Source organism: Acinetobacter sp. GQ146 (assembly GCF_059758585.1).
In genome coordinates, this window is sequence record NZ_JCAXDV010000003.1 from 1 (window position 1) to 21,608 (window position 21,608).

Annotated in this window: 18 protein-coding genes; 10 read left to right on the plus strand and 8 right to left on the minus strand. The window is 45.9% G+C overall.

All coding sequences use genetic code 11. The features are described 5' to 3' along the window. Positions 1-321 precede the first annotated feature (321 nt). On the plus strand, positions 322-1,683 hold the full coding sequence (locus AC6CHI_RS06070; protein ID WP_458891956.1) for an MFS transporter: 1,362 nt from the start codon (positions 322-324) through the stop codon (positions 1,681-1,683). 362 nt (positions 1,684-2,045) lie between these two features. Continuing rightward, positions 2,046-3,215, plus strand: a complete 1,170-nt coding sequence (locus AC6CHI_RS06075) for a PQQ-dependent sugar dehydrogenase (protein ID WP_498120079.1) — start codon at positions 2,046-2,048, stop codon at positions 3,213-3,215. Positions 3,216-3,506: 291 nt separating this feature from the next. Here the strand turns inward: AC6CHI_RS06075 and AC6CHI_RS06080 are convergent, their stop codons facing one another. The 3 genes from AC6CHI_RS06080 to AC6CHI_RS06090 all read right to left on the minus strand — a co-directional run bounded on the left by AC6CHI_RS06080 (position 3,507) and on the right by AC6CHI_RS06090 (position 8,640). Next, positions 3,507-4,811, minus strand: coding sequence for a solute carrier family 23 protein (locus AC6CHI_RS06080; RefSeq protein WP_498120081.1), 1,305 nt, complete (start codon positions 4,809-4,811; stop codon positions 3,507-3,509). A 370-nt stretch (positions 4,812-5,181) separates the two neighbouring features. Continuing rightward, positions 5,182-7,872, minus strand: a complete 2,691-nt coding sequence (gene ppc / locus AC6CHI_RS06085) for a phosphoenolpyruvate carboxylase (RefSeq protein WP_498120083.1) — start codon at positions 7,870-7,872, stop codon at positions 5,182-5,184. A gap of 150 nt (positions 7,873-8,022) precedes the next feature. Next, positions 8,023-8,640 (minus strand): TetR/AcrR family transcriptional regulator, encoded by a 618-nt coding sequence (locus tag AC6CHI_RS06090; RefSeq protein WP_498120085.1) that lies wholly within the window; start codon positions 8,638-8,640, stop codon positions 8,023-8,025. A gap of 146 nt (positions 8,641-8,786) precedes the next feature. Between AC6CHI_RS06090 and AC6CHI_RS06095 the strand changes: the two genes are divergently transcribed. The 4 genes from AC6CHI_RS06095 (at position 8,787) to dnaJ (ending at position 14,768) form a co-directional block, all read left to right on the plus strand. Beyond that, positions 8,787-9,905, plus strand: a complete 1,119-nt coding sequence (locus AC6CHI_RS06095; protein ID WP_498120086.1) for an efflux RND transporter periplasmic adaptor subunit — start codon at positions 8,787-8,789, stop codon at positions 9,903-9,905. Beyond that, complete coding sequence (locus AC6CHI_RS06100) at positions 9,905-13,027, plus strand: efflux RND transporter permease subunit (protein ID WP_498120088.1); 3,123 nt, start codon at positions 9,905-9,907, stop codon at positions 13,025-13,027. Before AC6CHI_RS06095 ends, AC6CHI_RS06100 begins: the two co-directional genes overlap by 1 nt. A gap of 141 nt (positions 13,028-13,168) precedes the next feature. After that, a complete protein-coding gene (locus AC6CHI_RS06105) occupies positions 13,169-13,546 on the plus strand; it encodes a hypothetical protein (RefSeq protein ID WP_498120089.1) in 378 nt (125 codons plus the stop codon). Between the two features lie 106 nt (positions 13,547-13,652). Then, positions 13,653-14,768, plus strand: a complete 1,116-nt coding sequence (gene dnaJ, locus AC6CHI_RS06110; protein WP_161932817.1) for a molecular chaperone DnaJ — start codon at positions 13,653-13,655, stop codon at positions 14,766-14,768. 53 nt (positions 14,769-14,821) lie between these two features. Here the strand turns inward: dnaJ and AC6CHI_RS06115 are convergent, their stop codons facing one another. Then, on the minus strand, positions 14,822-15,076 hold the full coding sequence (locus tag AC6CHI_RS06115) for a hypothetical protein (protein WP_498120090.1): 255 nt from the start codon (positions 15,074-15,076) through the stop codon (positions 14,822-14,824). A gap of 295 nt (positions 15,077-15,371) precedes the next feature. Between AC6CHI_RS06115 and dapB the strand changes: the two genes are divergently transcribed. Genes dapB through AC6CHI_RS06130 form a run of 3 tightly spaced genes read left to right on the plus strand, consistent with a single transcriptional unit; the run spans position 15,372 to position 17,828 of the window. Next, positions 15,372-16,193, plus strand: coding sequence for a 4-hydroxy-tetrahydrodipicolinate reductase (dapB, locus tag AC6CHI_RS06120; RefSeq protein ID WP_498120091.1), 822 nt, complete (start codon positions 15,372-15,374; stop codon positions 16,191-16,193). A gap of 59 nt (positions 16,194-16,252) precedes the next feature. Continuing rightward, on the plus strand, positions 16,253-16,897 hold the full coding sequence (locus AC6CHI_RS06125) for an START domain-containing protein (RefSeq protein ID WP_498120093.1): 645 nt from the start codon (positions 16,253-16,255) through the stop codon (positions 16,895-16,897). A gap of 40 nt (positions 16,898-16,937) precedes the next feature. Then, the gene (locus AC6CHI_RS06130; protein ID WP_498120094.1) at positions 16,938-17,828 is read left to right on the plus strand and encodes a LysR substrate-binding domain-containing protein; all 891 of its coding nucleotides are present in this window, start codon (positions 16,938-16,940) and stop codon (positions 17,826-17,828) included. Here the strand turns inward: AC6CHI_RS06130 and AC6CHI_RS06135 are convergent. After that, positions 17,788-18,189, minus strand: a complete 402-nt coding sequence (locus tag AC6CHI_RS06135) for a hypothetical protein (protein ID WP_498120096.1) — start codon at positions 18,187-18,189, stop codon at positions 17,788-17,790. The two genes, AC6CHI_RS06130 and AC6CHI_RS06135, sit on opposite strands and share 41 nt — an antisense overlap. A 96-nt stretch (positions 18,190-18,285) precedes the next feature. Between AC6CHI_RS06135 and AC6CHI_RS06140 the strand changes: the two genes are divergently transcribed. After that, complete coding sequence (locus AC6CHI_RS06140; RefSeq protein WP_498120097.1) at positions 18,286-19,731, plus strand: aminotransferase-like domain-containing protein; 1,446 nt, start codon at positions 18,286-18,288, stop codon at positions 19,729-19,731. On the opposite strand, the gene ahr is transcribed toward AC6CHI_RS06140, so the two are convergent. Genes ahr through AC6CHI_RS06155 form a run of 3 tightly spaced genes read right to left on the minus strand, consistent with a single transcriptional unit; the run spans position 19,704 to position 21,592 of the window. Beyond that, the gene (ahr, locus tag AC6CHI_RS06145; RefSeq protein ID WP_498120099.1) at positions 19,704-20,738 is read right to left on the minus strand and encodes an NADPH-dependent aldehyde reductase Ahr; all 1,035 of its coding nucleotides are present in this window, start codon (positions 20,736-20,738) and stop codon (positions 19,704-19,706) included. The two genes, AC6CHI_RS06140 and ahr, sit on opposite strands and share 28 nt — an antisense overlap. Before the next feature lie 17 nt (positions 20,739-20,755). Then, entirely contained in the window at positions 20,756-21,322 is a 567-nt protein-coding gene (locus AC6CHI_RS06150) for a DNA-3-methyladenine glycosylase I (protein ID WP_498120101.1), read from the minus strand. A 24-nt stretch (positions 21,323-21,346) separates the two neighbouring features. Beyond that, positions 21,347-21,592 (minus strand): hypothetical protein, encoded by a 246-nt coding sequence (locus tag AC6CHI_RS06155; RefSeq protein WP_458891940.1) that lies wholly within the window; start codon positions 21,590-21,592, stop codon positions 21,347-21,349. Positions 21,593-21,608: the final 16 nt, after the last annotated feature.

Genomic DNA, 21,608 nt, shown 5'->3' on the forward strand with positions numbered 1-21,608 from the left:
TGCGGGAAATAAGGAAAATAGTAATATTTTATCCAGATAATAATTAACAATCTCTAAAGCAAGTTAACTTTGGTCTGATTGTATGAGGTTTTAAATTTAGTACATTGATTTTTAATATTTAATTTTTTTAAGTTACGATATAAGTAACGTTTTTCCTACATTTCCTGATCTTTTTTCGACTTAAATCGCTGACAAATTCTACCATTTGATGGGTCGAATACCTTTTAGGTATATCTTTATACCCTTGAGGTTTTAGACAAAAAATGAATGGCTATTCATTGTATGTTGAAAATAAAGTCTCACAATTGGAGGTGAGTAAAAATGACAGCGACAACAATGAATGTAAATGCTGTAATCGATCAGGCTAAATTTAGACCCTTTCATTTAACGGTAGTTTTGTGGTGTTTATTCGTCGTTCTGTTTGATGGCTATGATTTAGCCATCAATGGTGTAGCACTTCCCCTGTTGATGAAAGAGTGGGGAATGACAGCAGTACAAGCGGGTATGCTCGCCAGTACCGCATTGGCAGGCATGATGTTCGGTGCCATGCTATTTGGTATGCTGGCCGATAAAATTGGGCGTAAAAAAGTGATTATTATTTGTGTGACGCTATTTAGTGGCTTCACATTTTTAGGTGGTTTTGCTTCAAACCCGACTGAATTTGGTATTTTGCGCTTTATCGCAGGTTTAGGGATCGGTGGCGTATTACCTAACTTGGTAGCGTTGACCTCGGAATATGCACCTCAGAAAGTGCGGAGTACCTTAGTCACGGCAATGTTTAGTGGTTATGCCATGGGTGGGATTATGGCGGCATTATTAGGGGCTGCTTTTACCCCAACGTTCGGTTGGAAAATCATGTTCTTTATTGCAGGCATTCCACTGTTATTTATTCCGATTCTATGGAAGTTTCTGCCTGAATCCGTGACTTTCTTGGTGAAAGACCAACAAACTGAAAAAGCGCGTAATATTATTCAACGACTTGTTCCAGATGAAAAAATTACTGAAAATACTGTTTTAGTATTAAATGAAGCGAAAGTGCCAGATGCTTCTGTAGCAGCATTGTTCAAGAACGGTCGTGGTATGGGAACCGTTTTATTCTGGGCATGCTTTTTCATGTGTTTATTGATGGTTTATGCCTTAGGCAGCTGGTTACCAAAACTGATGATGGCTGCAGGCTATTCATTGGGCAGCAGCTTGATGTTCTTATTGTCCTTAAATATTGGTGCCGTGATTGGTACAGCTGGCGGTGGTATTCTTGCAGACCGCTTCCATTTAAAACCCGTGATTATCAGTATGTTGATTGTAGGGGCATGTGCATTGGTAGGATTAGGCTTTAATTCTCCACAACCGGTTATCTATTTATTGGTTGCATTGGCAGGTGCGGCATCCATTGGTTGTAGTATTCTGCTCTATAGCTATGTGGCACAATATTATCCATTGGCGGTACGTTCGACCGGTTTAGGTTGGGCATCAGGCATTGGACGTGTAGGTGCCATTGTTGGTCCAATCGTGATTGGAATGTTATTGGGGATGGAGTTACCGCACAAAATGAATTTCATTGCGGTTGCTATTCCAGCGATTATTGCCGCGTTTGCAGTCTCTTTGATTAAAGTGAATAAAGCGGAAGAAGTGGCTGAAGCGCCTGCTGCTGTGCAAAGCAGTAAACAGCGTTCTTATACTTAAACCGATTCAAGATCAGAGCCTCATTTAGAGGCTCTTTTTTTATTGCCAATTTAAAGATGGCATAGAAAAAGCCCCGACATCCTATCGGGGCTTTTTGGTATTTCATGAAAGGTAAAACTCCTGTAATACCTCAACGTCCTGTTGTTACTCTTTATTGTTATTCTAAGAAACATCCTGTTTCTGTATGAGTTCAATTTAATCCGAAATACGACTAAGGTCTAGGCGTGTTTGCTGCATTCCTTGTACGTTTTGGCTGACATCAATTCAGTGAAGGGGCATGCATCTGGGCTACATATTCTATCTTTTGCTCACTATTGATTTTGGTTAGATTATAAGCAAATCCGACCTTCATTGAGGGTGCCATGAATAATGTTAAAAATCGTTTTGGATTCTGGTTGGGGGTATTGAGTTCTGTTTTGATGGCAGCATGTCATGCAGAAAATAGCAGCACAGGTGAACAAAGCCTAAAAGCTGAAAAAACATCGGTGGCTGTTTTACAACCTTATAAAGTCAACAAGATGAGTGAATTGGATGAGCCTTGGTCAATCATCTTGTTACCCGATCAACGCTTATTGATTAGTGAAAAGGCTGGCGCACTGCTCATTTTTAATCCGCAAACGCAACAAAAAATCGCGGTAGCCGGGGTGCCCAAAGTGGCTTATGGCGGTCAAGGTGGTTTGGGCGATGTGGTGTTGCATCCTGATTTTCAGAACAATCATCTACTTTATTTGAGTTATGCCGAAGCGGGTCAAGGGGGATATGGGGCAGTGGTGATTCAGGCGAAACTGGCTGATCTTGCTTTAGCTTCGCCCCGACTGAGCCAGTTCAAGCCGATTTGGCAGCAAATACCCAAAGTATCTGGACAGGGACATTATGCACATCGGCTGTTATTTGATGCTGCCGGAAAATTGTGGATCAGTTCGGGAGAGCGTCAGAAGTTTCAACCAGCGCAAGATCTACAAAGTAATTTAGGCAAAATTATTCGACTGAATGAGGATGGCTCAGCAGTACAAGACAATCCATTTAGGACACAGGGTTCGATTGCCGCACAAGTTTGGAGTTTGGGGCATCGTAACCCTTTAGGCATGGCTTTTGATCGTCATGGGCAGCTGTGGGTGGCCGAAATGGGCCCCAAAGGCGGGGATGAGCTGAATCTGATTCGTAAGGCTGCAAATTATGGTTATCCGATAGTATCCAATGGCGATCATTATAGTGGACGTGATATTCCAGATCATGCCACACGCCCCGAATTTCAAGCTCCTGAACTGAGTTGGACACCCGTCATTTCGCCATCCAGCTTGATGTTTTATCGCGGGACGCTGTTTCCGAAATGGAGTCATAAAGCCCTCATTGGTGGCTTGTCTTCCCAGGCTATTATTGTGGTAGATACAGAAACACGTCCTGTACAGGAAATACAGCGCTTAAACATGAAACAGCGTATTCGTGGTCTAGTTGAAGCTCAAGATGGAACGATCTGGGGCATTGAAGATGGTAAGGATGCCCAACTTTTTCAACTGACCGCAGTCCACTAAGTTGAATATGCAGTTGCTGACCTGTTCTGACTTAATCTCCATATAAGGAGGCAGAACCTTGTGTGCAGAGAAATCACACCATAGGCACATCAGTTATGAGGGTGCTTATGATGAAGATGCCGATTGCCAGAAATTGTGCAATACAGCGTCCCGCAAAAGTGCGGCACATCACTGCAAGTTCATGTTTCAGAGCTCTTCCTGATCTTGAGGACACCCTCTATTAATAGGGAGTACTTTCAACAACGAAATAAAAAAAAGCAGCCCGAAGGCTGCTATTCAAGATATCAGTCGTTATTCGTTTTTATCATTAAGGCTAAAGAACCAGTTCAAAATTAAGGCTGCAAACGTTGCAGTACCAATACCGCCCAGATTGAAATTTCCGAATTGGAGGGCAAAGTCCCCTGTACCTAAAATAATGGTAACGGCAGCAACCATCAGGTTTTTATTTTTAGAAAAATCGACCTTGTTTTCAATCCAGATCTTCGCACCGGCAATGGTAATTAAACCAAAGACCACAATTGATGCGCCTGTTAAAATTGCACTTGGGATCGTGTGAATGATGGCGCCAAACTTCGGTGATAAGCCCAAGAAAATCGCGAAGATACCTGCAATTACAAACACAATGGTTGAGTAGACGCGAGTGACAGCCATGACACCAATGTTTTCACCATACGTGGTCATGCCTGGTGCACCCACACCACCAGAAAGCGTGGTGGCAACACCATCTGCCAAAAAGGCTTTACCAATTTGCGGATCTAGGTTTTCACCTGTCATGGCACTGACAGCTTTAATATGGCCCAAATTTTCCGCCACTAAAATTAACGCGACTGGAGCAATAATCAGCATCGCATTGATATCAAACTGGGGTGAATGGAAGGTTGGGAGACCAAACCATGCCGCTTGCTGAATGGGGTTAAAATTAATTGGTGTGCCATAACCCATGACGTTTGACACAATAAAGTAAATCAAATACGCCAGTAATAAGCCGATTAATAGCAGTAAACGCTGTAATAAGCCTTTGGTAAATACCGCAATCGTACCCATACACAGCACAGTCACCAAGGCCATCCACATGTTAAAGGTATTGCCAGCAACGCCTTTCACCGTGACAGGTGCTAAGTTCAGACCAATGATCATCACCACAGCGCCTGTAACGACTGGTGGCATCAGCTTTTCAATCCATTTGGTTCCAGTGGCCATGACCATGAGACCAAACAGGGCGTATAACACACCACATGCCATGATCCCGCCAGCGGCTAAGGCTAAATTGGCATTCGGTGCGCCTGTTCCTGAAGCCGCATAGCCTGTCGCGGCAATCACCACCCCAATAAAGGCAAAACTTGAACCGAGGTAACTCGGTACTCGACCACCCGTCATGAAAAAGAACAGAATGGTACAAATCCCGGACATTAAGATGGCAAGGTTGGGGTCAAATCCCATTAAAAACGGTGCCAGTACCGTTGCACCAAACATGGCAAATGCATGTTGAATACCGAGCACAACACTTTGAGTAGGGGGAAGATATTCACTGGTGCCGACAGGACGCGTTTCGACATTGCCTGTATAAGGACGCCATTGGGGAAACCAATTGGACATAAATTGACCGCTTTAAAAACAAATTGTGCACATCATACTCTTTCTTTTCGAGTGATTTAATCATTGATTTTTAGATTTTGATGAAGTAGAGGTATGATTTATAATGTTTTTATACCAAGTGGTAAAATAATGCGTAAATTAAACTAAAAAGAAATCAAGAGATTATTCAAGATGTTCGCGTGCACAGCAGAGATTTATTCAGTTTGTGGAGCGATAATTTTTTTTTATCAATCTTTCAAAAAAAATTTTGCAATGGCTTGAGCCACTGCAAAATTGCGGCGGTAGCGAAAGATTTTGCCAATCGCGATACCAGCAGACTCGGTATTGCTGGCTCAGCCTTATGCTGAGCCAGCAACATCATTCTGTCAGATCACCCAGTATTACGTAAGCCCGCAGCAATACCCGCGATACTGACCATCAGCGCATGATCGACCGGCGTATGTTCTGCCTGACGTTCTGCCAGATACAGGCGGCGACGTTTCATTAATTCGGCTTGGAGTAAATGCAGCGGCAACAAATACGGTTTACGTACACGCATGGACTGATCCAACACTTCATTACTACTCAGCAATTTAGATTCATCTTTGAGGGTGAGTAGCGTCATGACCGCTTCTTGCAGGCGTTGACGCAATTCTGCCCCTAAGGCTTTTAAATCTTCGTCCTGAGTTAAATGTGCTTCATAGTACAGTGCCACATGGCTATCTGACTTAGACAAAACCATTTCCAACATATCAATTAGGGTCTGGAAATACGGCCATTGTTGCAACATTTCTTCCAAGGTGGCTTTATGACCTTGTTGCACGACTTGATTAATGGCTGCCCCAGTCCCTAACCATGCCGGTAGCATTAAGCGGATTTGTGTCCATGCAAAGACCCATGGAATAGCCCGTAAAGATTCAATGCCGCCACTCACTTTACGTTTTGCAGGGCGCGAACCTAAAGGTAGCATTTGCAGTTCCAGTTCAGGCGTGACGGTTCTTAAATACTTCACAAAGTGTGGATTTTCCCGCACAGTCTGACGATAGACCTGTACCGATAAATCGGTCATGCGATGCATCAGGTCACGCCATTCCGCTTTGGGGACGGGTGGCGGCAGTAAGGTCGCTTCGAGTGTTGCTGCGGTATAAATTTCTAAATTTTGTAGGGCAATACCTTCCAGACCAAACTTAAAGCGGATCATTTCACCTTGTTCAGTCACACGAATGGCACCGGAAATGGAACCCGGTGGTTGTGAGAACAAAGCCTGTTGGGTAGGTGCACCGCCACGGCTGATAGAACCACCACGACCATGGAACAGGGTGAGTTGAATACCATGCTGTTTGGCAATCGCAGTCAGTTCTTCTTGGGCACGGTACTGGGCCCAGTTGGCAGACATGAAGCCCGCATCTTTAGCCGAGTCGGAATAGCCAATCATGACTTCATGTTTGCCCTGAATGTGCTGCTTGTACCAGTGCATATTGAATAGCGTCTGCATGGTCTGTGCTGCGCCATCCAAGTCTTTCAGGGTTTCAAACAGCGGGACAACGCGTAATGGTTGCTGAATGCCAGCTTCTTTTTGTAACAGCAACACCGCCAACACATCACTCGGATATTCCGCCATGGAGATGATATAGGCCCCCAAGCTTTCGGCAGGTTGTTCAGCCAGTGTACGCATGGTGGCAAAGACTTCTTGTACATCGGGATGCAGAATCAGACTTTGCTCAGGTTCATGCAAGTGTTTCGGCAACAATGGACGTTTGCTTTGCAATTCCTGCAATAAGAAGTTCTGACGCGCCTGTTCAGTCCACGTTTCAAAATTACCCAGTCCCAAATATTCGGTAATCGCAGAAATCGCTTGGCGATGTCGACCCGATTCCTGACGGATATCCAGTTTTAATAATTCAATACCAAAGCAGTTGACGCGATGAATGAAGTCCAGCAGTTTGCCATTGGCAATTTCGGTCAGATTGCAGGACATCAAGGAGCGATAGCACAGCAACAGCGGTTCTAGCAGTTCATTTTTGCTTTTGATGACCCGGCTATCCTCTAAAATACTGTCTTGCCCTTGTAATTTCTGCGCCAACCACTGGCGCGTGATTTTTAAGCGCTCACGCGTGTCGCGTAAATATTCACGATAAGGTTCTGGATGGGGGGTGCCTAGCGCTTGCATTAATTCATTGCTACAGCTTTGAATCGATAGCTCCCAACGTAAATCCTCAATATCCCGAAGATATAAATCAGCCGCTTTCCAGCGCGATAACCACAGCACTTCTTGGGTGACATTATGCGTGACATTCGGATTACCATCTCGGTCGCCACCCATCCATGAGGCAAAACGCACTGGCGCGACATGCAGCGGCAGACGTTGACCACAATGTTCTTCCACCATGCCATCCAGTTCACGTATGAACTTTGGCACCGCATTCCACAAGGTCTGTTCAATGGTGGTGAAGCCCCACTTGGCTTCATCGATAGGGGTAGGGCGATGTTGACGAATTTCATCGGTCTGCCATGCAGAGCAGATCAGCTGTTTTAAATCTTCTAATACCGTTTGGCGTTCCCGTGGGGTCAGTTTTTGCTGATCAAACTTAAATAAACAGTTGTTGATCCCATCATATTTCTGAATCAGGGTACGACGGCTGACTTCGGTTGGATGTGCGGTGAGCACCAGCTCAATTTTCAGTTCGCATAATTGTTGATAGAGCTGTTCCGCAGAAACCTCATGGGCTTTGAATTTTTGAAACAGATGATCGAGCGGATTGGGTGATGGCGCTTCAGGATCGAATTCGCTTTGGCGGCGACTACGAACCACATGATATTGCTCAGCAATATTGGCAAAATTAAGAAAATGGGTAAAAGCACGTGTTAATGGCAGAATTTCCTCATCTTCGAGGCTCAGAAAAAGTTGTTCCAGTTGTTTTTCAGCTTCGACTTGTCCGTCACGCGCGCCTTTGGCGAGTGCGCGTATCTGTTCTATCTGATTAAACAAATCTTGCCCGGCGTGTTCTTTTAGGGTTTCACCCAAGAGATTTCCCAGTAACCGTACGTCTTCGCGTAGTGGAGCATCAATTTGTTGAATCATTTTCCATTCTCCAGTTCTTATTCTTTTGACTATACCCCGATTTGCCATAATGCCAAGTAGCAGAAAGACAAAAGTCGCACGCTTTTGGCGATAAAACTAGCAGTTGAATGCCGCGCTTGGGGATCAATTCAGCCTGTCGCTACGGCTGGCTTAAGCGGTATATTTCAGCATAAACAGTTCAATACTCTGTTGAATAATCTCACTTTGCTGTGTTGCGTTGGGAATTGGGCGCACGCCAAGCAGTACTTCCAAATGTCTGAGTCCCAATAAAAGGGAGAGCAGCAACAGGCGTTGCTGTTCTACATCCGCAGCTTGGATAAAACCCAGTGCCGCGGCTTGCTGGAAAAAGTCTTCCCAGCCATCACACATTTTTTGATGCGAGGCATTATAAAACTGTAATGCCAAAGGGTTTTGTTCTGCCGCCAGTTCAATCAGTAAATGTTCCAGTTTGATGGCTTCTGGCAGATAAATAATATTCAGTGCAATTTGGCAGGCTTGGGCAAAGGTTGTTAAAAAATCGCTGTCGACATTTAATTCAAAGGGACGTGTTGCCATTAAATGTTCACAGGTCTGTTCAATGGCGCAGGTAAATAAACTGGCTTTGTCCTGAAAATGATTATAAATCGTAAGCTTGGTGACCCCCGCTTCTTGGGCAATTTGGTTCATGCTGGAACCATGATAGCCATATTTGAGGAACATATTTTTTGCCGCAAGCAGAATCTGCTTGTGCTTTTCTAAATCTTTGGGCCGACCGACATTCGTTTGCACAAAATCTTCCACTTCAAGTGATTTAAGTCATTTACTTTCAACAGTACTTTTAATTAGTGTACCGCATGGTATATTAATTAAAAATTGTTCAAAGCACAGCTTTGTATTTTGCCCTAAAAATGACATTTAGATAAGAGCACAACCGCATGAACCCTGCTAAGACCCTGATTGCCAGCCTCTTGATTTTATCCAGTCTGACCTTGTGGGGCTGTAGCCGAGAACCAGCTGTCGCTGAACATGTCCCCCTGGTGATGGTTACCCAACCCACATCGTCATTGAGTGAGCAAAAAAGCTATGCCGGTGAGGTACAAGCCCGTCAACAAACCGATTTGGCTTTCCGTGTCTCTGGACAGGTGTTGCAGCGCTATGTCGATGTCGGGGATCGCGTACGTGTGGGGCAGGTGTTGGCAACTCTAGACGTCAAGGATGCACAGTTACAATTAAATGCGGCACGGGCACAACTGGAAAGTGCGCAATCTACTGCCAAGGTCGCAGAACAAGAACTTAGGCGCTTCCAACAATTATTGCCGATGAATGCGGTGAGCCGCTCCCAATATGATGCCATGCAGAATCAGTATCAGGCGGCATTGGCCAGCTTAAAACAGGCACAGTCCAATTATCAGGTCAGTCAGAACCAGACCCGCTATAACCAGTTGATCGCGGATAAAAGTGGGGTCATTACTGCACGGCATATCGAAGTTGGTCAGGTGGTTAGCGCAGGGCAGGCGGCCTATCAATTGGCGATTGCGGGTGAGCGCGAGGTGGTCATCGGCATACCTGAACAGGCGATTGACACAATTCGCTTAGGGCAAGCGGCTTGGGTCACTTTATGGTCCAAGCCGGAAGAACGCTTTGCTGCCACGGTCCGTGAAATTTCCCCAGCCGCGGACTCATCCCGAACCTTTAGCGTCAAAGTGGCACTCAAGGCCGCCAGCCAAGACATTCAATTGGGGCAAAGCGCCCGTGTCTTTTTCACCATGCTACAAAGCAATGTCATCAGCGTGCCCTTATCGAGTGTGTCGGCCACCGAACAGCAGGCTTTTGTCTGGGTGGTGGGACCAGATGCCCATATTCATAAAGTGCCCGTGACTTTGGGGGCTTATGGGCGTGACACTGTGCCAGTGCTTTCAGGTCTAAACGCCGATGATTATGTGGTGGTTGGGGGCGTGCATTTATTGCGTGAGAACCAAAAAATCCGTCCGATTGATCGCAACAATCGTGCCGTCCAGCTCGCAACCAATGCGGCCACGACAGGGGCAAAATAATGAATTTTAATCTGTCAGAATGGGCTTTAAAAAATAAAGGCTTGATCCTGTATTTCATGATTCTGCTCGGGATTGTGGGGATGGTGTCATATTCCAAACTGTCCCAAAGTGAAGATCCACCGTTTACCTTCAAAGTCATGGTGGTACAAACCTACTGGCCGGGGGCTACTGCTGAGCAAGTGTCCTTACAGGTGACCGATCGGATTGAAAAGGAGCTGATGAGTACCGGCAATTATGAGCGCATCATGGCGTATTCCCGCCCAGGGGAATCGCTGGTGACCTTTGTGGCCAAAGACTCGCTGCGTTCGGCACAGATTCCTGATGTCTGGTATGACGTACGCAAGAAGGTCAATGATATTCGGCATGAACTGCCGAGCGATGTGCAAGGTCCCTTCTTTAATGACGAATTTGGCGATACCTTTGGCAATATTTATGTCCTGACAGGCAAGGACTTCGATTATGCCGTACTGAAAGAATATGCCGACCGCTTACAACTGCAATTGCAACGGGTCAAAGATGTCGGCAAGGTCGAACTGATCGGTCTGCAAGATCAGAAGATTTGGATTGACTTGTCCAATACCAAAGCGACACAACTCGGAATTCCGCTGACTGCCATTCAGCAGGCTTTACAGCAACAAAATGCCATGGCTAGTGCGGGCTATTTTGAGACCCCAACGGATCGCATCCAAATTCGGGTCAGTGGACAATTACACAGTGTCGAAGAGCTGAAAAAAATGCCGTTACTGGTGAATGGTCAAACCATTCAGTTGGGTGATGTGGCCGAAGTGTACCGTGGCTTTAGTGAACCTGCCCAGCCGCGAATGCGTTTTATGGGGGAAAATGGCATTGGCATTGCGGTTTCCATGCGTAAGGGCGGTGATATTCTGGCACTCGGGAAAAACTTGCAAAGCGAGTTTGCCCAGTTACAACACACGCTGCCTTTAGGCATGCAGTTGCAGAAAGTGTCCGATCAACCTGTCGCGGTTGAGCACAGTGTGCATGAGTTTATGAAAGTCTTGGCAGAGGCGGTGATTATTGTCTTGCTGGTGAGCTTTTTTTCTTTAGGTTTTCGCACTGGGCTGGTGGTGGCCTTTTCGATTCCGTTGGTGTTGGCCATGACCTTTGCCGGCATGCATTTATTTGATGTTGGGCTGCATAAAATCTCCTTAGGTGCACTAATTCTGGCACTGGGATTACTGGTCGATGATGCGATTATTGCCATCGAAATGATGGCGATTCGCATGGAGCAGGGCTATAGCCGATTAGAAGCGGCCGGCTTTGCATGGAAAACCACTGCATTTCCAATGTTGACCGGAACCTTGATTACCGCAGCAGGTTTTCTGCCGATTGCCACAGCAGCCTCCAGTACAGGGGAATATACCCGCTCGATTTTTCAGGTGGTGACCATTGCTTTAATTGTGTCTTGGTTTGCTGCGGTGCTGTTTGTGCCCTATTTAGGCGATAAATTGCTGCCCGATATGCAGCAGCACCCCTCTCAAGCCCCATGGTATCAACGTCTTTGGGCTCGTCTACGAAAACAGCCTGCGCCTCAAGTCACGCTGTTGCATGGCACAGCGCATGACCCTTATCAAACCGCTTTCTATCAGCGCTTTCGGTTGTGGGTTAATTGGTGTGTGACTTATCGTAAAACGGTAATTGCCGCAACGCTGGGCCTGTTTGTACTGTCGGTGCTGATGTTTAAATGGGTACCGCAGCAGTTTTTCCCACCATCTAATCGTGCTGAAATTTTGGTAGATTTAAAGCTGGAAGAAGGTGCATCGTTAAAGGCCACCGAAGCTGCGGTGAAAAAAGTGGAGCATTTTCTCTCACAGCAGCCGGGCATTGATAATTATGTTGCCTATGTGGGCACAGGCTCACCACGTTTTTATTTACCTTTAGACCAGCAGTTGCCACAAGCCAGTTTTGCCCAGTTTGTGGTATTAGCTTCCTCTTTGGAGGAGCGTGATGAAATTCGTCAAGCTTTACAGCAACAAATTCGTCAGCTGTTGCCTGCGGTACGGACACGCGTGTCGTTATTGGAAAATGGCCCTCCCGTCGGTTATCCGATTCAATACCGTATATCTGGTGAAGACCTTAATGCCGTGCGTCAATGGGCACATAAGGTAGCCGAGGTGATTGGGAATAATCCGAATACCAGCAATGAGCATCTGGATTGGGGTGAACCCAGCAAAGTGATTCAATTACAGATTGATCAAGATCGCGCACGTCAGCTCGGGGTGTCCAGTCAAGATTTAGCCAACTTCCTGAACAGCTCTATTCAAGGGGCTGTTCTACATCCTTATCGTGAAAAGCGGGAATTGATTGACATTCGATTGCGTGGCGAAGAAGCGGAACGCCTCAGTGTCGAGTCCTTGGCCAGTTTGGCTGTGCCTACTACACAGGGCGGCTTTGTGCCTTTGGCACAGATTGCCAACATAGAATATCGCTTTGAAGAAGGCTTGATTTGGCATCGTAATCGTCTGCCAACTATTACCGTACGTGCGGATATTCGAACGGATTTGCAACCTGCCACTGTAGTTGCAGAATTGTCTGAGCAAATGCAGCAGCTGCGCGCACAATTGCCAGCAGGCTATCTACTTGATGCGGGTGGCACCGTAGAAGAATCTGCACGAGGGCAAAAATCCGTGAATGCAGGCATGCCCTTTTTCTTGGCCGTGGTCATGACGTTATTAATGTTGCAGCTCAAAAGTATCTCCCGTGCCACCATGGTGTTGCTGACGGCACCTCTGGGTCTAATTGGCGTGGTGCTGTTCTTACTGCTGTTTAATAAACCCTTTGGCTTTGTTGCGATGTTGGGCACCATTGCACTTTCGGGCATGATTATGCGCAACTCGCTGATTTTGATTGATCAGATTGAGCAAGACCGCGCGGCAGGGCAAGCCACATGGGAGGCGATTATTGAAGCGACAGTCCGCCGGTTCCGTCCAATTTTATTAACCGCGCTGGCCGCCGTGTTGGCCATGATTCCATTATCGCGCAGTATTTTCTTTGGTCCGATGGCGGTGGCGATTATGGGCGGACTGATAGTTGCGACTTTGCTCACATTATTCTTTTTACCTGCTTTATATGCACAGTGGTTTAAGGTGAAAAAGACCGCTTAGTACAAAATATTTTTTTAATATCAGGTGCGAAAGTTGGAAAATTTCAATATAGTAGCACCTTATATTTTTATTAAATTTCAGTTTAGGAATTTTGCTACATATTAAAAAAATCACAGATGTAGTAATGAGGTTTAATCGCACATGAAGCAAGACAGTTTAACCAAGTATCGCCGTTCTATTGCGATTTCTTATGTCTTCATGTTTTTGGCACTGTTTACTGTCATTAGCGGTATTTTCGCCTATTGGTTCGCGCGTAAAATTACCCAAGTCGATAATACAGAAGTCTGGTTGCAAGCTCAGGCACTTTGGGTGATGCGCAATATTATTATTTATATGGTGCTGAGTCTGTTTGCCGCACTTTGGTTTATTCCCCTATTTTTCTTTACCTGGAATAGTGCATTGTGGGTCACAGGATTTACCGTGGCGGGTGTGGTATTTGCCTTGATTGCCTTTTTATATTTACTCAATGCTTGGATTAAAGGCCTTTCTAAGTTTATAAAAAATAAAGCAGTTTTCTAAAGTTTCTCATTTTTTTCATTTTTTGCCCTTGTAAAATCACGATTCACCCCCAATTTCAGAGCATTGTTCAGTATGAAATGAAATTCCGTGAGGAGCATCGCCAGACATGGCTAAACGTGATTATTATGAGGTTTTGGGTGTTGCTAAAACCGCTAGTGATGATGAAATTAAAAAAGCCTACCGTAAGTTGGCGATGAAATATCATCCGGACCGCAACCCCGACAATCCTGAAGCAGAAGAAAAATTTAAAGAAGCTTCTGAAGCTTATGAAATTCTTTCCGACAGCGAAAAGCGCAGCATGTATGACCGCATGGGTCATGGTGCATTTGAAGGTGGCTTCGGTGGCGGTGGAGGTGGCTTCGGCGGTTTCAGTGCAGAAGATATTTTCAGCCAGTTCGGTGACATCTTCGGGGGTGCATTTGGTGGTGGTGGCCGTGGCCAGCAACGTCAGCGCCGTGGTTCCGACTTACGTTATGTGATGGAACTGACCCTTGAAGAAGCCGTAAAAGGTGTGAAAAAAACCATTACTTTTACCGCACCTGCGCCATGTGACAGCTGCGACGGTAAAGGTTCAAAAAATCCAAACGATGTAGAAACCTGTAAAACCTGTCATGGAGCGGGTCAAGTCCGCATGCAGCAAGGTTTCTTCTCGGTACAGCAAACCTGTGGCACTTGTCGTGGTCAAGGTAAGATCATTAAGAATCCATGTCAGAAATGTCATGGTTCAGGTGTTTCCGACCGTCAACAGACTTTAGAAGTGACCATTCCTGCGGGCGTGGACAATGGCGATCGCGTGCGTTTAAGTGGTAAGGGTGAAGCCATCCGTGATGGTCAATCTGGCGACTTATACGTCGAAGTCGTGGTACGTGAACACGAAATCTTCCAGCGTGATGGTGCAGACCTGTATATGGATGTGCCTGTGAGCATTGCTGATGCTGCACTGGGTAAAGAGATTGAAATTCCGACGCTTGAAGGTCGTGTCAGCTTGAAAATTCCTGAAGGCACACAAACTGGCAAGATGTTCCGTTTACGTGGTAAAGGGGTAAAACCTGTACGTACCAGCATGCAGGGTGATTTGCTGTGCCGTATTGTGGTGGAAACACCGGTCAACTTGACTGCACGTCAACGTGAATTGTTGAAAGAGCTACAAGTGACAATGGATGGTGAAGACAGCCATTCTTCTCCGAAGAAAAAATCATTCTTCGATCGTTTGTTTGATTAATTCAAGCGAATAAAAAAGGGCATGTTCAACATGCCCTTTTTTTTCATCACCCGTTATTGCGGGATCGGTGCATCAATCGCTTCAACACTGACCGTTTCTTCGCTGGCTTGAACGGTCTCAACAGACGCTTGGGTTTTATTTACGGCCATACGCTCGGCAAGGCTGCCAGGTTGACCATTCACCGTGGTCATAATTTTGACTCCAGCCAAGCTATCGACACTGTCTCCTGACTGGGCAGCAGGTTCTGCACAAACATGCGCAGCAACAGCAGTTAAAAGTAGCGCAAGTGTTATTTTTTTCGAATGCATAGCAAGTCTCCTGACAATTGTTATCACTGAATGATTCGTGACGGCTAGTCTGCGTATGCAAGATGTAAGTTGTGTGAAAAAACGGCTGCTTCAACTTCATTTTTAAAGATTTTTTCCAATATAAAAACATTTTCCCATCTATTTATTCACTCTTCTTTTGATCGGAATCGAGATGTTGGTGTCCGCCGATCAGCCCAAGCAAGTTTTTTTATAAAAAACCCGATCAGAACTTAGTCTCATTGCAGAGTTTTGTTATAGTAAAGGCAATTTTTATATTTGAAATCAGGAACGGATTATGTCTACAAGTCCACGCATTGGGGTATTGGGTGCAGGCGGTCGTATGGGGCGCATTTTGATTCAAGCGGTACAACAAGCAGGTTACCAATTGGCGGCTGCGGTTGAACGTCCTGAAAGCAGTTTGGTGGGTTCCGATGCGGGTGAGCTTGCAGGCATTGGCCATATTGGCGTGAAGATCGTGGGTAGTTTGCAGCAAATTCTGCCTGAGTGTGACGTGGTCATTGACTTTACTGCACCAGTGGCCACCGAACAGCATTTGAAGCTTTGCCGTGAAGCAGGGGTGGCGATGGTCATCGGCACCACAGGCATGAACGATGAACAGAAAGCCTTGTTGGATGAGACTGCTACACAGACTCCTGTGGTGTATGCTGCCAACTATTCTGTGGGCGTGAATGTTTCAATCAAACTATTGGAATTGGCATCGAAAGTATTTGGCGATAGCGTCGATATTGAAGTGATTGAAGCGCATCACCGTCATAAAGTGGATGCACCTTCAGGTACGGCACTGATGATGGGTGAAGCGATTGCCGATGCTTTAGGTCGTGACTTGAAGCAAGATGCAGTATATTGCCGTGAAGGGCATACTGGTCCGCGTGAGCGTCAAAGCATTGGTTTCCAAACCATTCGCGGCGGAGACATTGTCGGTGAACATACGGTGATGTTTATTGGTGAAGGCGAGCGCGTTGAAATCACCCATAAAGCTACGAACCGTATGAACTTTGCTGCTGGTGCTGTGCGTGCCGCAGCATGGGTCGTGGGTCGTGATGCACGTAAATATGATATGAAAGATGTACTGGGCTTTAATGATATTCAGCTTTAAAACCTAGCTCTGCATTTACCTAAACTGTGGCATAAAATTAAAATAAGAAGCGTTACCGAATGAAAATAAAATTAATGGTGGGCTGTGCTGTAGCGTTATTCGCTACGGCACATGCCAAGCCGATCGACAATGCCAAACTCAGCATTAATAAACAGAATATTAAAGTCTGGACCTATCAGGACAGTGCCAATCCCGTCTTTTTGTATCAGGCCGAAACCCATTTTGATGTGCCGATAGAAAAAGCCACCGCGCTGATTTTAGATGTGGAACAAGCCCCGAAATGGGTGCCATATATGGGCAGTGTCAAGGTCTTATCCCGGGATGACAGCAAAGGGGAATTTTTGTTGTATATGGTGTTGGACTTTCCTTTCCCACTCAAAGACCGCGATTTGGTGGTCAAAGGCAAAATGAGTAAGGATGCTCAAGGCATTATTCATATTCAAAATAAAGCGGTGAATCAAGGTTATCCTGTAAATCCGAATTATGTACGGCTCACCCGTTATGAAGGGGATTGGACATTTCAGAAGTTAGGCAAACACAAAGTCAAAGTCTCGACTTATGGCTTTGCCGATCCTGAGGGATCTATTCCACTCAGTGCAGTCAATTTGTTTGTTGAGCAGCAACCGTACCAGATGCTGTTAAAAATGAAAGATGAATTGGCCAAGCCACGAAGTTATGCTGCTTTGCCTATGCTATTACGCTAATTGTGTAAAATAGGCTGAAGAAACTCATCATGGCATTGCGATGAAATCGACCATTGAAGAATTAAATGCCTTTGTGCAGATTGTAGAAAGTGGCTCGATTGTCCGAGCAGCCGAGCAATTGGGTCAGACCACTTCAGGCATTAGCCGAGCCTTACAGCGCTTGGAAAGTAAACTCAATGTCACTTTGCTGGAACGCACCACACGCAAGCTGAAACTCACACAAGAAGGGCAGCTGTTTCTCGAAAAATCCCGCAAGATTTTGCATGATCTGACCGAGGCGGAAGATGCCTTATTGCAATCCGATCATGCTATTTCAGGTTTGATTCGGATTGATTCAGCCACGCCCTTTGTGCTGCATGTGATTGTGCCGCTCATCCAAGAGTTTATGCAGCAATATCCAAAGATCGAAATTGAACTGAATAATCATGATCAAGTGATTGATCTTTTGGAACATAAAACCGATGTGGCGATTCGGTTTGGCGAGTTACAAGATTCCAGTTTGCATGCCAAATTACTCTGTCGCAGCCGTTTGTATATTGTCGCCAGTCCAGATTATCTCGCGGCACAGGGAGCACCTCAGCAACCTGAGCAGTTGTTACAGCATACCTTATTGGGTTTTACCCAACCGACACATTTAAATACTTGGCCAGTATTTGTCGATGGAAAACGCCTTAAGGTGCACCCTAAAATTAAAGCCTCGAATGGTGAAACCATCAGACAATTGGCATTGCATGGCACAGGCATTAGCTGTTTGTCCCGTTTCTTGGTGCAAGAAGATTTAGCCGCGGGTCGCTTGGTGGCGTTGTTCGAAGATCAGATTGAACAACATTTTCAAAACATCCACGCGGTCTATTATCAACAAGAACACCTACCGAAACGGGTGCGCCTGTTTATTGAGTTTTTGGCACAGAAGCTTGCCATTTATCGGTAGCTTTAGGCAGATGAATCTGTACGGTGAGTAAGGCCTGCCGAGGTGCACTATGTGGCGCATACGGTGCAATGGCAAAGTGTTGTGCCGTATTCCAGCAGACAAACTGGAGTTCCTGACGCTGACTTTCTCCCATTAACGTGGTGCGGGTAGAGCCAGTCCGATAAGAAAAAAGACGTTGCGTGATCGGACTCTGCGGGAGATCGGCTTTATTCCACAACTCAAAACTCTGCTGTCCTGAAGCTTTTAAATAACCGTCAATTAATGACTGGCAAATAAAATCGCGCTGTTGTTGCCATACTGAGGTGTTGGGTTGGCAAGCCGTTAAGCCAAGTGCCAGTAACAATAACGTTAAACGCAGCATGATGATCCCCCTGATACAAAATAAGCTATACCTTAAGCATATTCAGGGTGTACTCTTGGTTACAGATACAAAATATACTAAAAAATGAGTACAGTTATGGGCATCCAATATCGCGATTTGGCACATCAATTGGCGCAGAAAATTTATGCTGGGGAATTAACTGCAGGGCAACGCTTAAGTTCCTTGCGTCAATTTGCGCAGTTGCAGCAGGTCAGTTTAAATACAGCCAAAAGTTGCTATGAACTACTGGAGGCGCAGGGATTGATTGTCGCCAAGCCGCAAGCGGGCTATTTTGTGCATGCACAAAGCTTGGCGGTGGCGGAACCGCAGCATCTGGATTTTGCGTCAACGGTACGCGACGTTTCCAATTTGGAACTGCAAATTGAAATTCAGGAAGCATCCATTCATGATCAAATGATTCATTTGGGCGCGATTCAACTGTCGCCCAATTTGGTTCCTGTGGAGGCCTTGCGTCGCTCGATTCAACGTGCCTTAAAGCACAGCAAGCCCGAAGATTTTTTGTATAGCGATAAACAGGGTCATCGCCGTTTACGTGAAGCCTTATCCGCGCATTGGGCTGAAGATGGCATTTATCTGCCTCCAGAAGAAATATATATCAGCAATGGCTGCATGCCCGCTTTATCGGTGGTGATACAGACCCTGACGGCCGAGGGTGACAGTATTATTGTCCCGACTCCCAACTTTAATGGGCAGTTGCAATTGTTGGCGAGCCTAAACCGTAAAATTGTTGAAATTCCTGCCCATGCCAATGGCTTTGATTTACAGCGTCTCGAACAGGCCATGCAAAGCTCAGGTGCGAAAGCCTGTTTGCTCACCGCCAATTTCCAGAATCCTTTGGGTTTTTGCCTAAGCCCTGCGGAAAAGGAAAAAATTGCCCAGTTGGCAGCACAGTATCAATGTTATGTCATTGAAGATGATATTTATGCGGAATGCAGTTTCGATTTAAAGCGGCCTTTGCCGATTCGCTACTGGGATCAGCAGGGGTATGTGATTTATTGTGGTTCAGTGTCCAAATCTTTATCGACCGCTTATCGCGTGGGCTGGTTTTGTATCAGTGCACGTTTACACCATTTACGTGCACAACTGCTCACGCGGCATGTTGCAGTAAACACGCCCTTACAATTGGGTTTGGCGGATTTAATTTATAGTCGTGCTTACCGAGAGCATCTAAACCATTTAAAACCGAGTTTAATGCAGCAAGTGGAACAATATCGATGCTTCATTATTCAGGCCTTTCATGGAGTCGAGATTCGCTTGAGCCAGCCCAAAGGGGGATATGCACTTTGGCTGCAATTACCTGAACAGATTCATAGTCTAGCCCTGTATCGCTATGCACAGCAGCAAGGGATTAGCATTGTGCCAGGCATCGTTTTTGGTGAAGAGCAACGCTATAAAAACTGTATTCGATTAAATGCGGGACATGAGTTATCTGAAGAAATCCGCCAAGCGATTTTATGTTTGGCGGATTGGACGCGTCAGCAATTCAGTTCGAATCAGGTGTTAGACGCAAAGTCGGCTTGAAGCACAATCCGATAACGGGCTTGGCCAGAATTGAGCCGTTCAATGGCTTGATTTAGTTGGGACATGGGGAAGATTTCAACTTGTGGTGCAATCTGCTTGCGGGCGGCAAACTTGAGCAGTTGACGTAATGCCGCAGGGGAACCCGTGGGTGAGCCCGTCACCGATTTTGCTCCAGAAATCAGTGAGCTGACCGATATTGGCATAGGTTCAAGGGTGACACCGAGCATATGTGCGGTACCGTGCGGTGCCAAAGTGGCAAGATAAGCACGCCAGTCTAAACTGACATTGACGGTACTTAACAACAGATCAAATTTAGCTTGTTGCTTTTTAATTGCAGCACTATCACGGCTATTGATGACATGATCTGCCCCCATGGCTTTGAGTTCATCGGTCTTGTCTAAGTTTGAGGTAAAGGCGGTAATTTCACAGCCCCAAGCCTTGAGTAGTTTAATTGCCATATGCCCCAAACCACCAATACCAATCACACCGACATGATGCGTAGCTTGTATTTGATGTTTCAGTAAAGGGTCAAACACGGTAATGCCGCCACAGAGCAGAGGGCCGGCACTTTCAGGCGCCAAATCTTCAGGCAGGGGAATGATCCACTGCCACGCGGCACGGACTTTATCTGCAAAGCCACCAGCATGACCCACGATGGTCGCGGTGCTGCCACCGGTACACAACACTTGTTGTCCTGCGACGCATTGATCGCAATATTGGCAGCTTTCCGCCATCCAGCCTAAACCGACGCGCTGACCAATCTGGAGTCCTTTGGCTTCTGCACCCATGCGTAAAATAGTGCCAATCACTTCATGTCCAGCCACAACAGGATAGACGGCATTGCGCCATTCATTATTAATTACAGAGAGATCGGAATGACAGAGCCCACAATATTCGACCTGAATTTCCACTTGATGCGGCAGCAATTCACCAGCATCGAACTGAAAGGGTTCGAGTGCGGCACCCGCTTGGAGGGCGGCATAACTTTGAATCATATTATTATTCATATTTTTATCCTTAAAGTTTAGATGGCTGGGGATGTTTTGGCCGGGCAGTGATCTTCATGGTCATCGACCATACCCACGGCTTGCATAAAGGCATAACAGGTGGTTGGTCCAACAAATTTAAAGCCTTTTTTCTTTAAGGCTTTAGACATCTGTACACTGATTTCAGTTTGGGCAGGAGCCGTTTTATAGTTGGGCACAGCATTGCGAATCGGTGCATGCTGGACAAAACCCCATAACCAATTCACTACATCTATTTCTTGTTTCAGATTTTGCCATGCACGGGCATTATCCCGAATGGCATGCAGTTTGCCTAAATGTCGAATCAGTCCTGCATCTTGTAGTTTTGCTTCAAGCTCGGCATCGCTCAGTTCGGCAATATGCTGAATGGGATGCTGAAAAAAATGCTGACGATAACTGTGCCGTTTTTTTAATACCGTAATCCAAGACAGCCCTGCTTGTTGGCCTTCCAGACACAGCATTTCAAACAGCTGTTGTTCGTCATGCACAGGTTGACCCCATTCATGATCATGATAGGCAATATAGAGAGGATCATCGGTGCACCAGCCACAGCGTTGTTTTCTCATAAATCCTCTCTGTTCATTTATAGTTTATAAAGTAAAGTCGACCCATTGATCGGTTTTGTTGTCCCAATAGGCAAGGCTTGCCTGTTGTAAATCTTGAAAGGAGATCCAGAAGTCTTTGCCCGTTTTGTCGGCAAAACCGGTACTGATCAAGAGGGCATCTTCGGTAATTTCCATGACCCAGCCCTGATAGCTTTGTCCTGCAAACACAATTTTCTGTTGATTGCCTGATTCTGCAAATTCAACCAGACGATTCATCAACACTTCAGACATGTGTACTTCCTAAAAT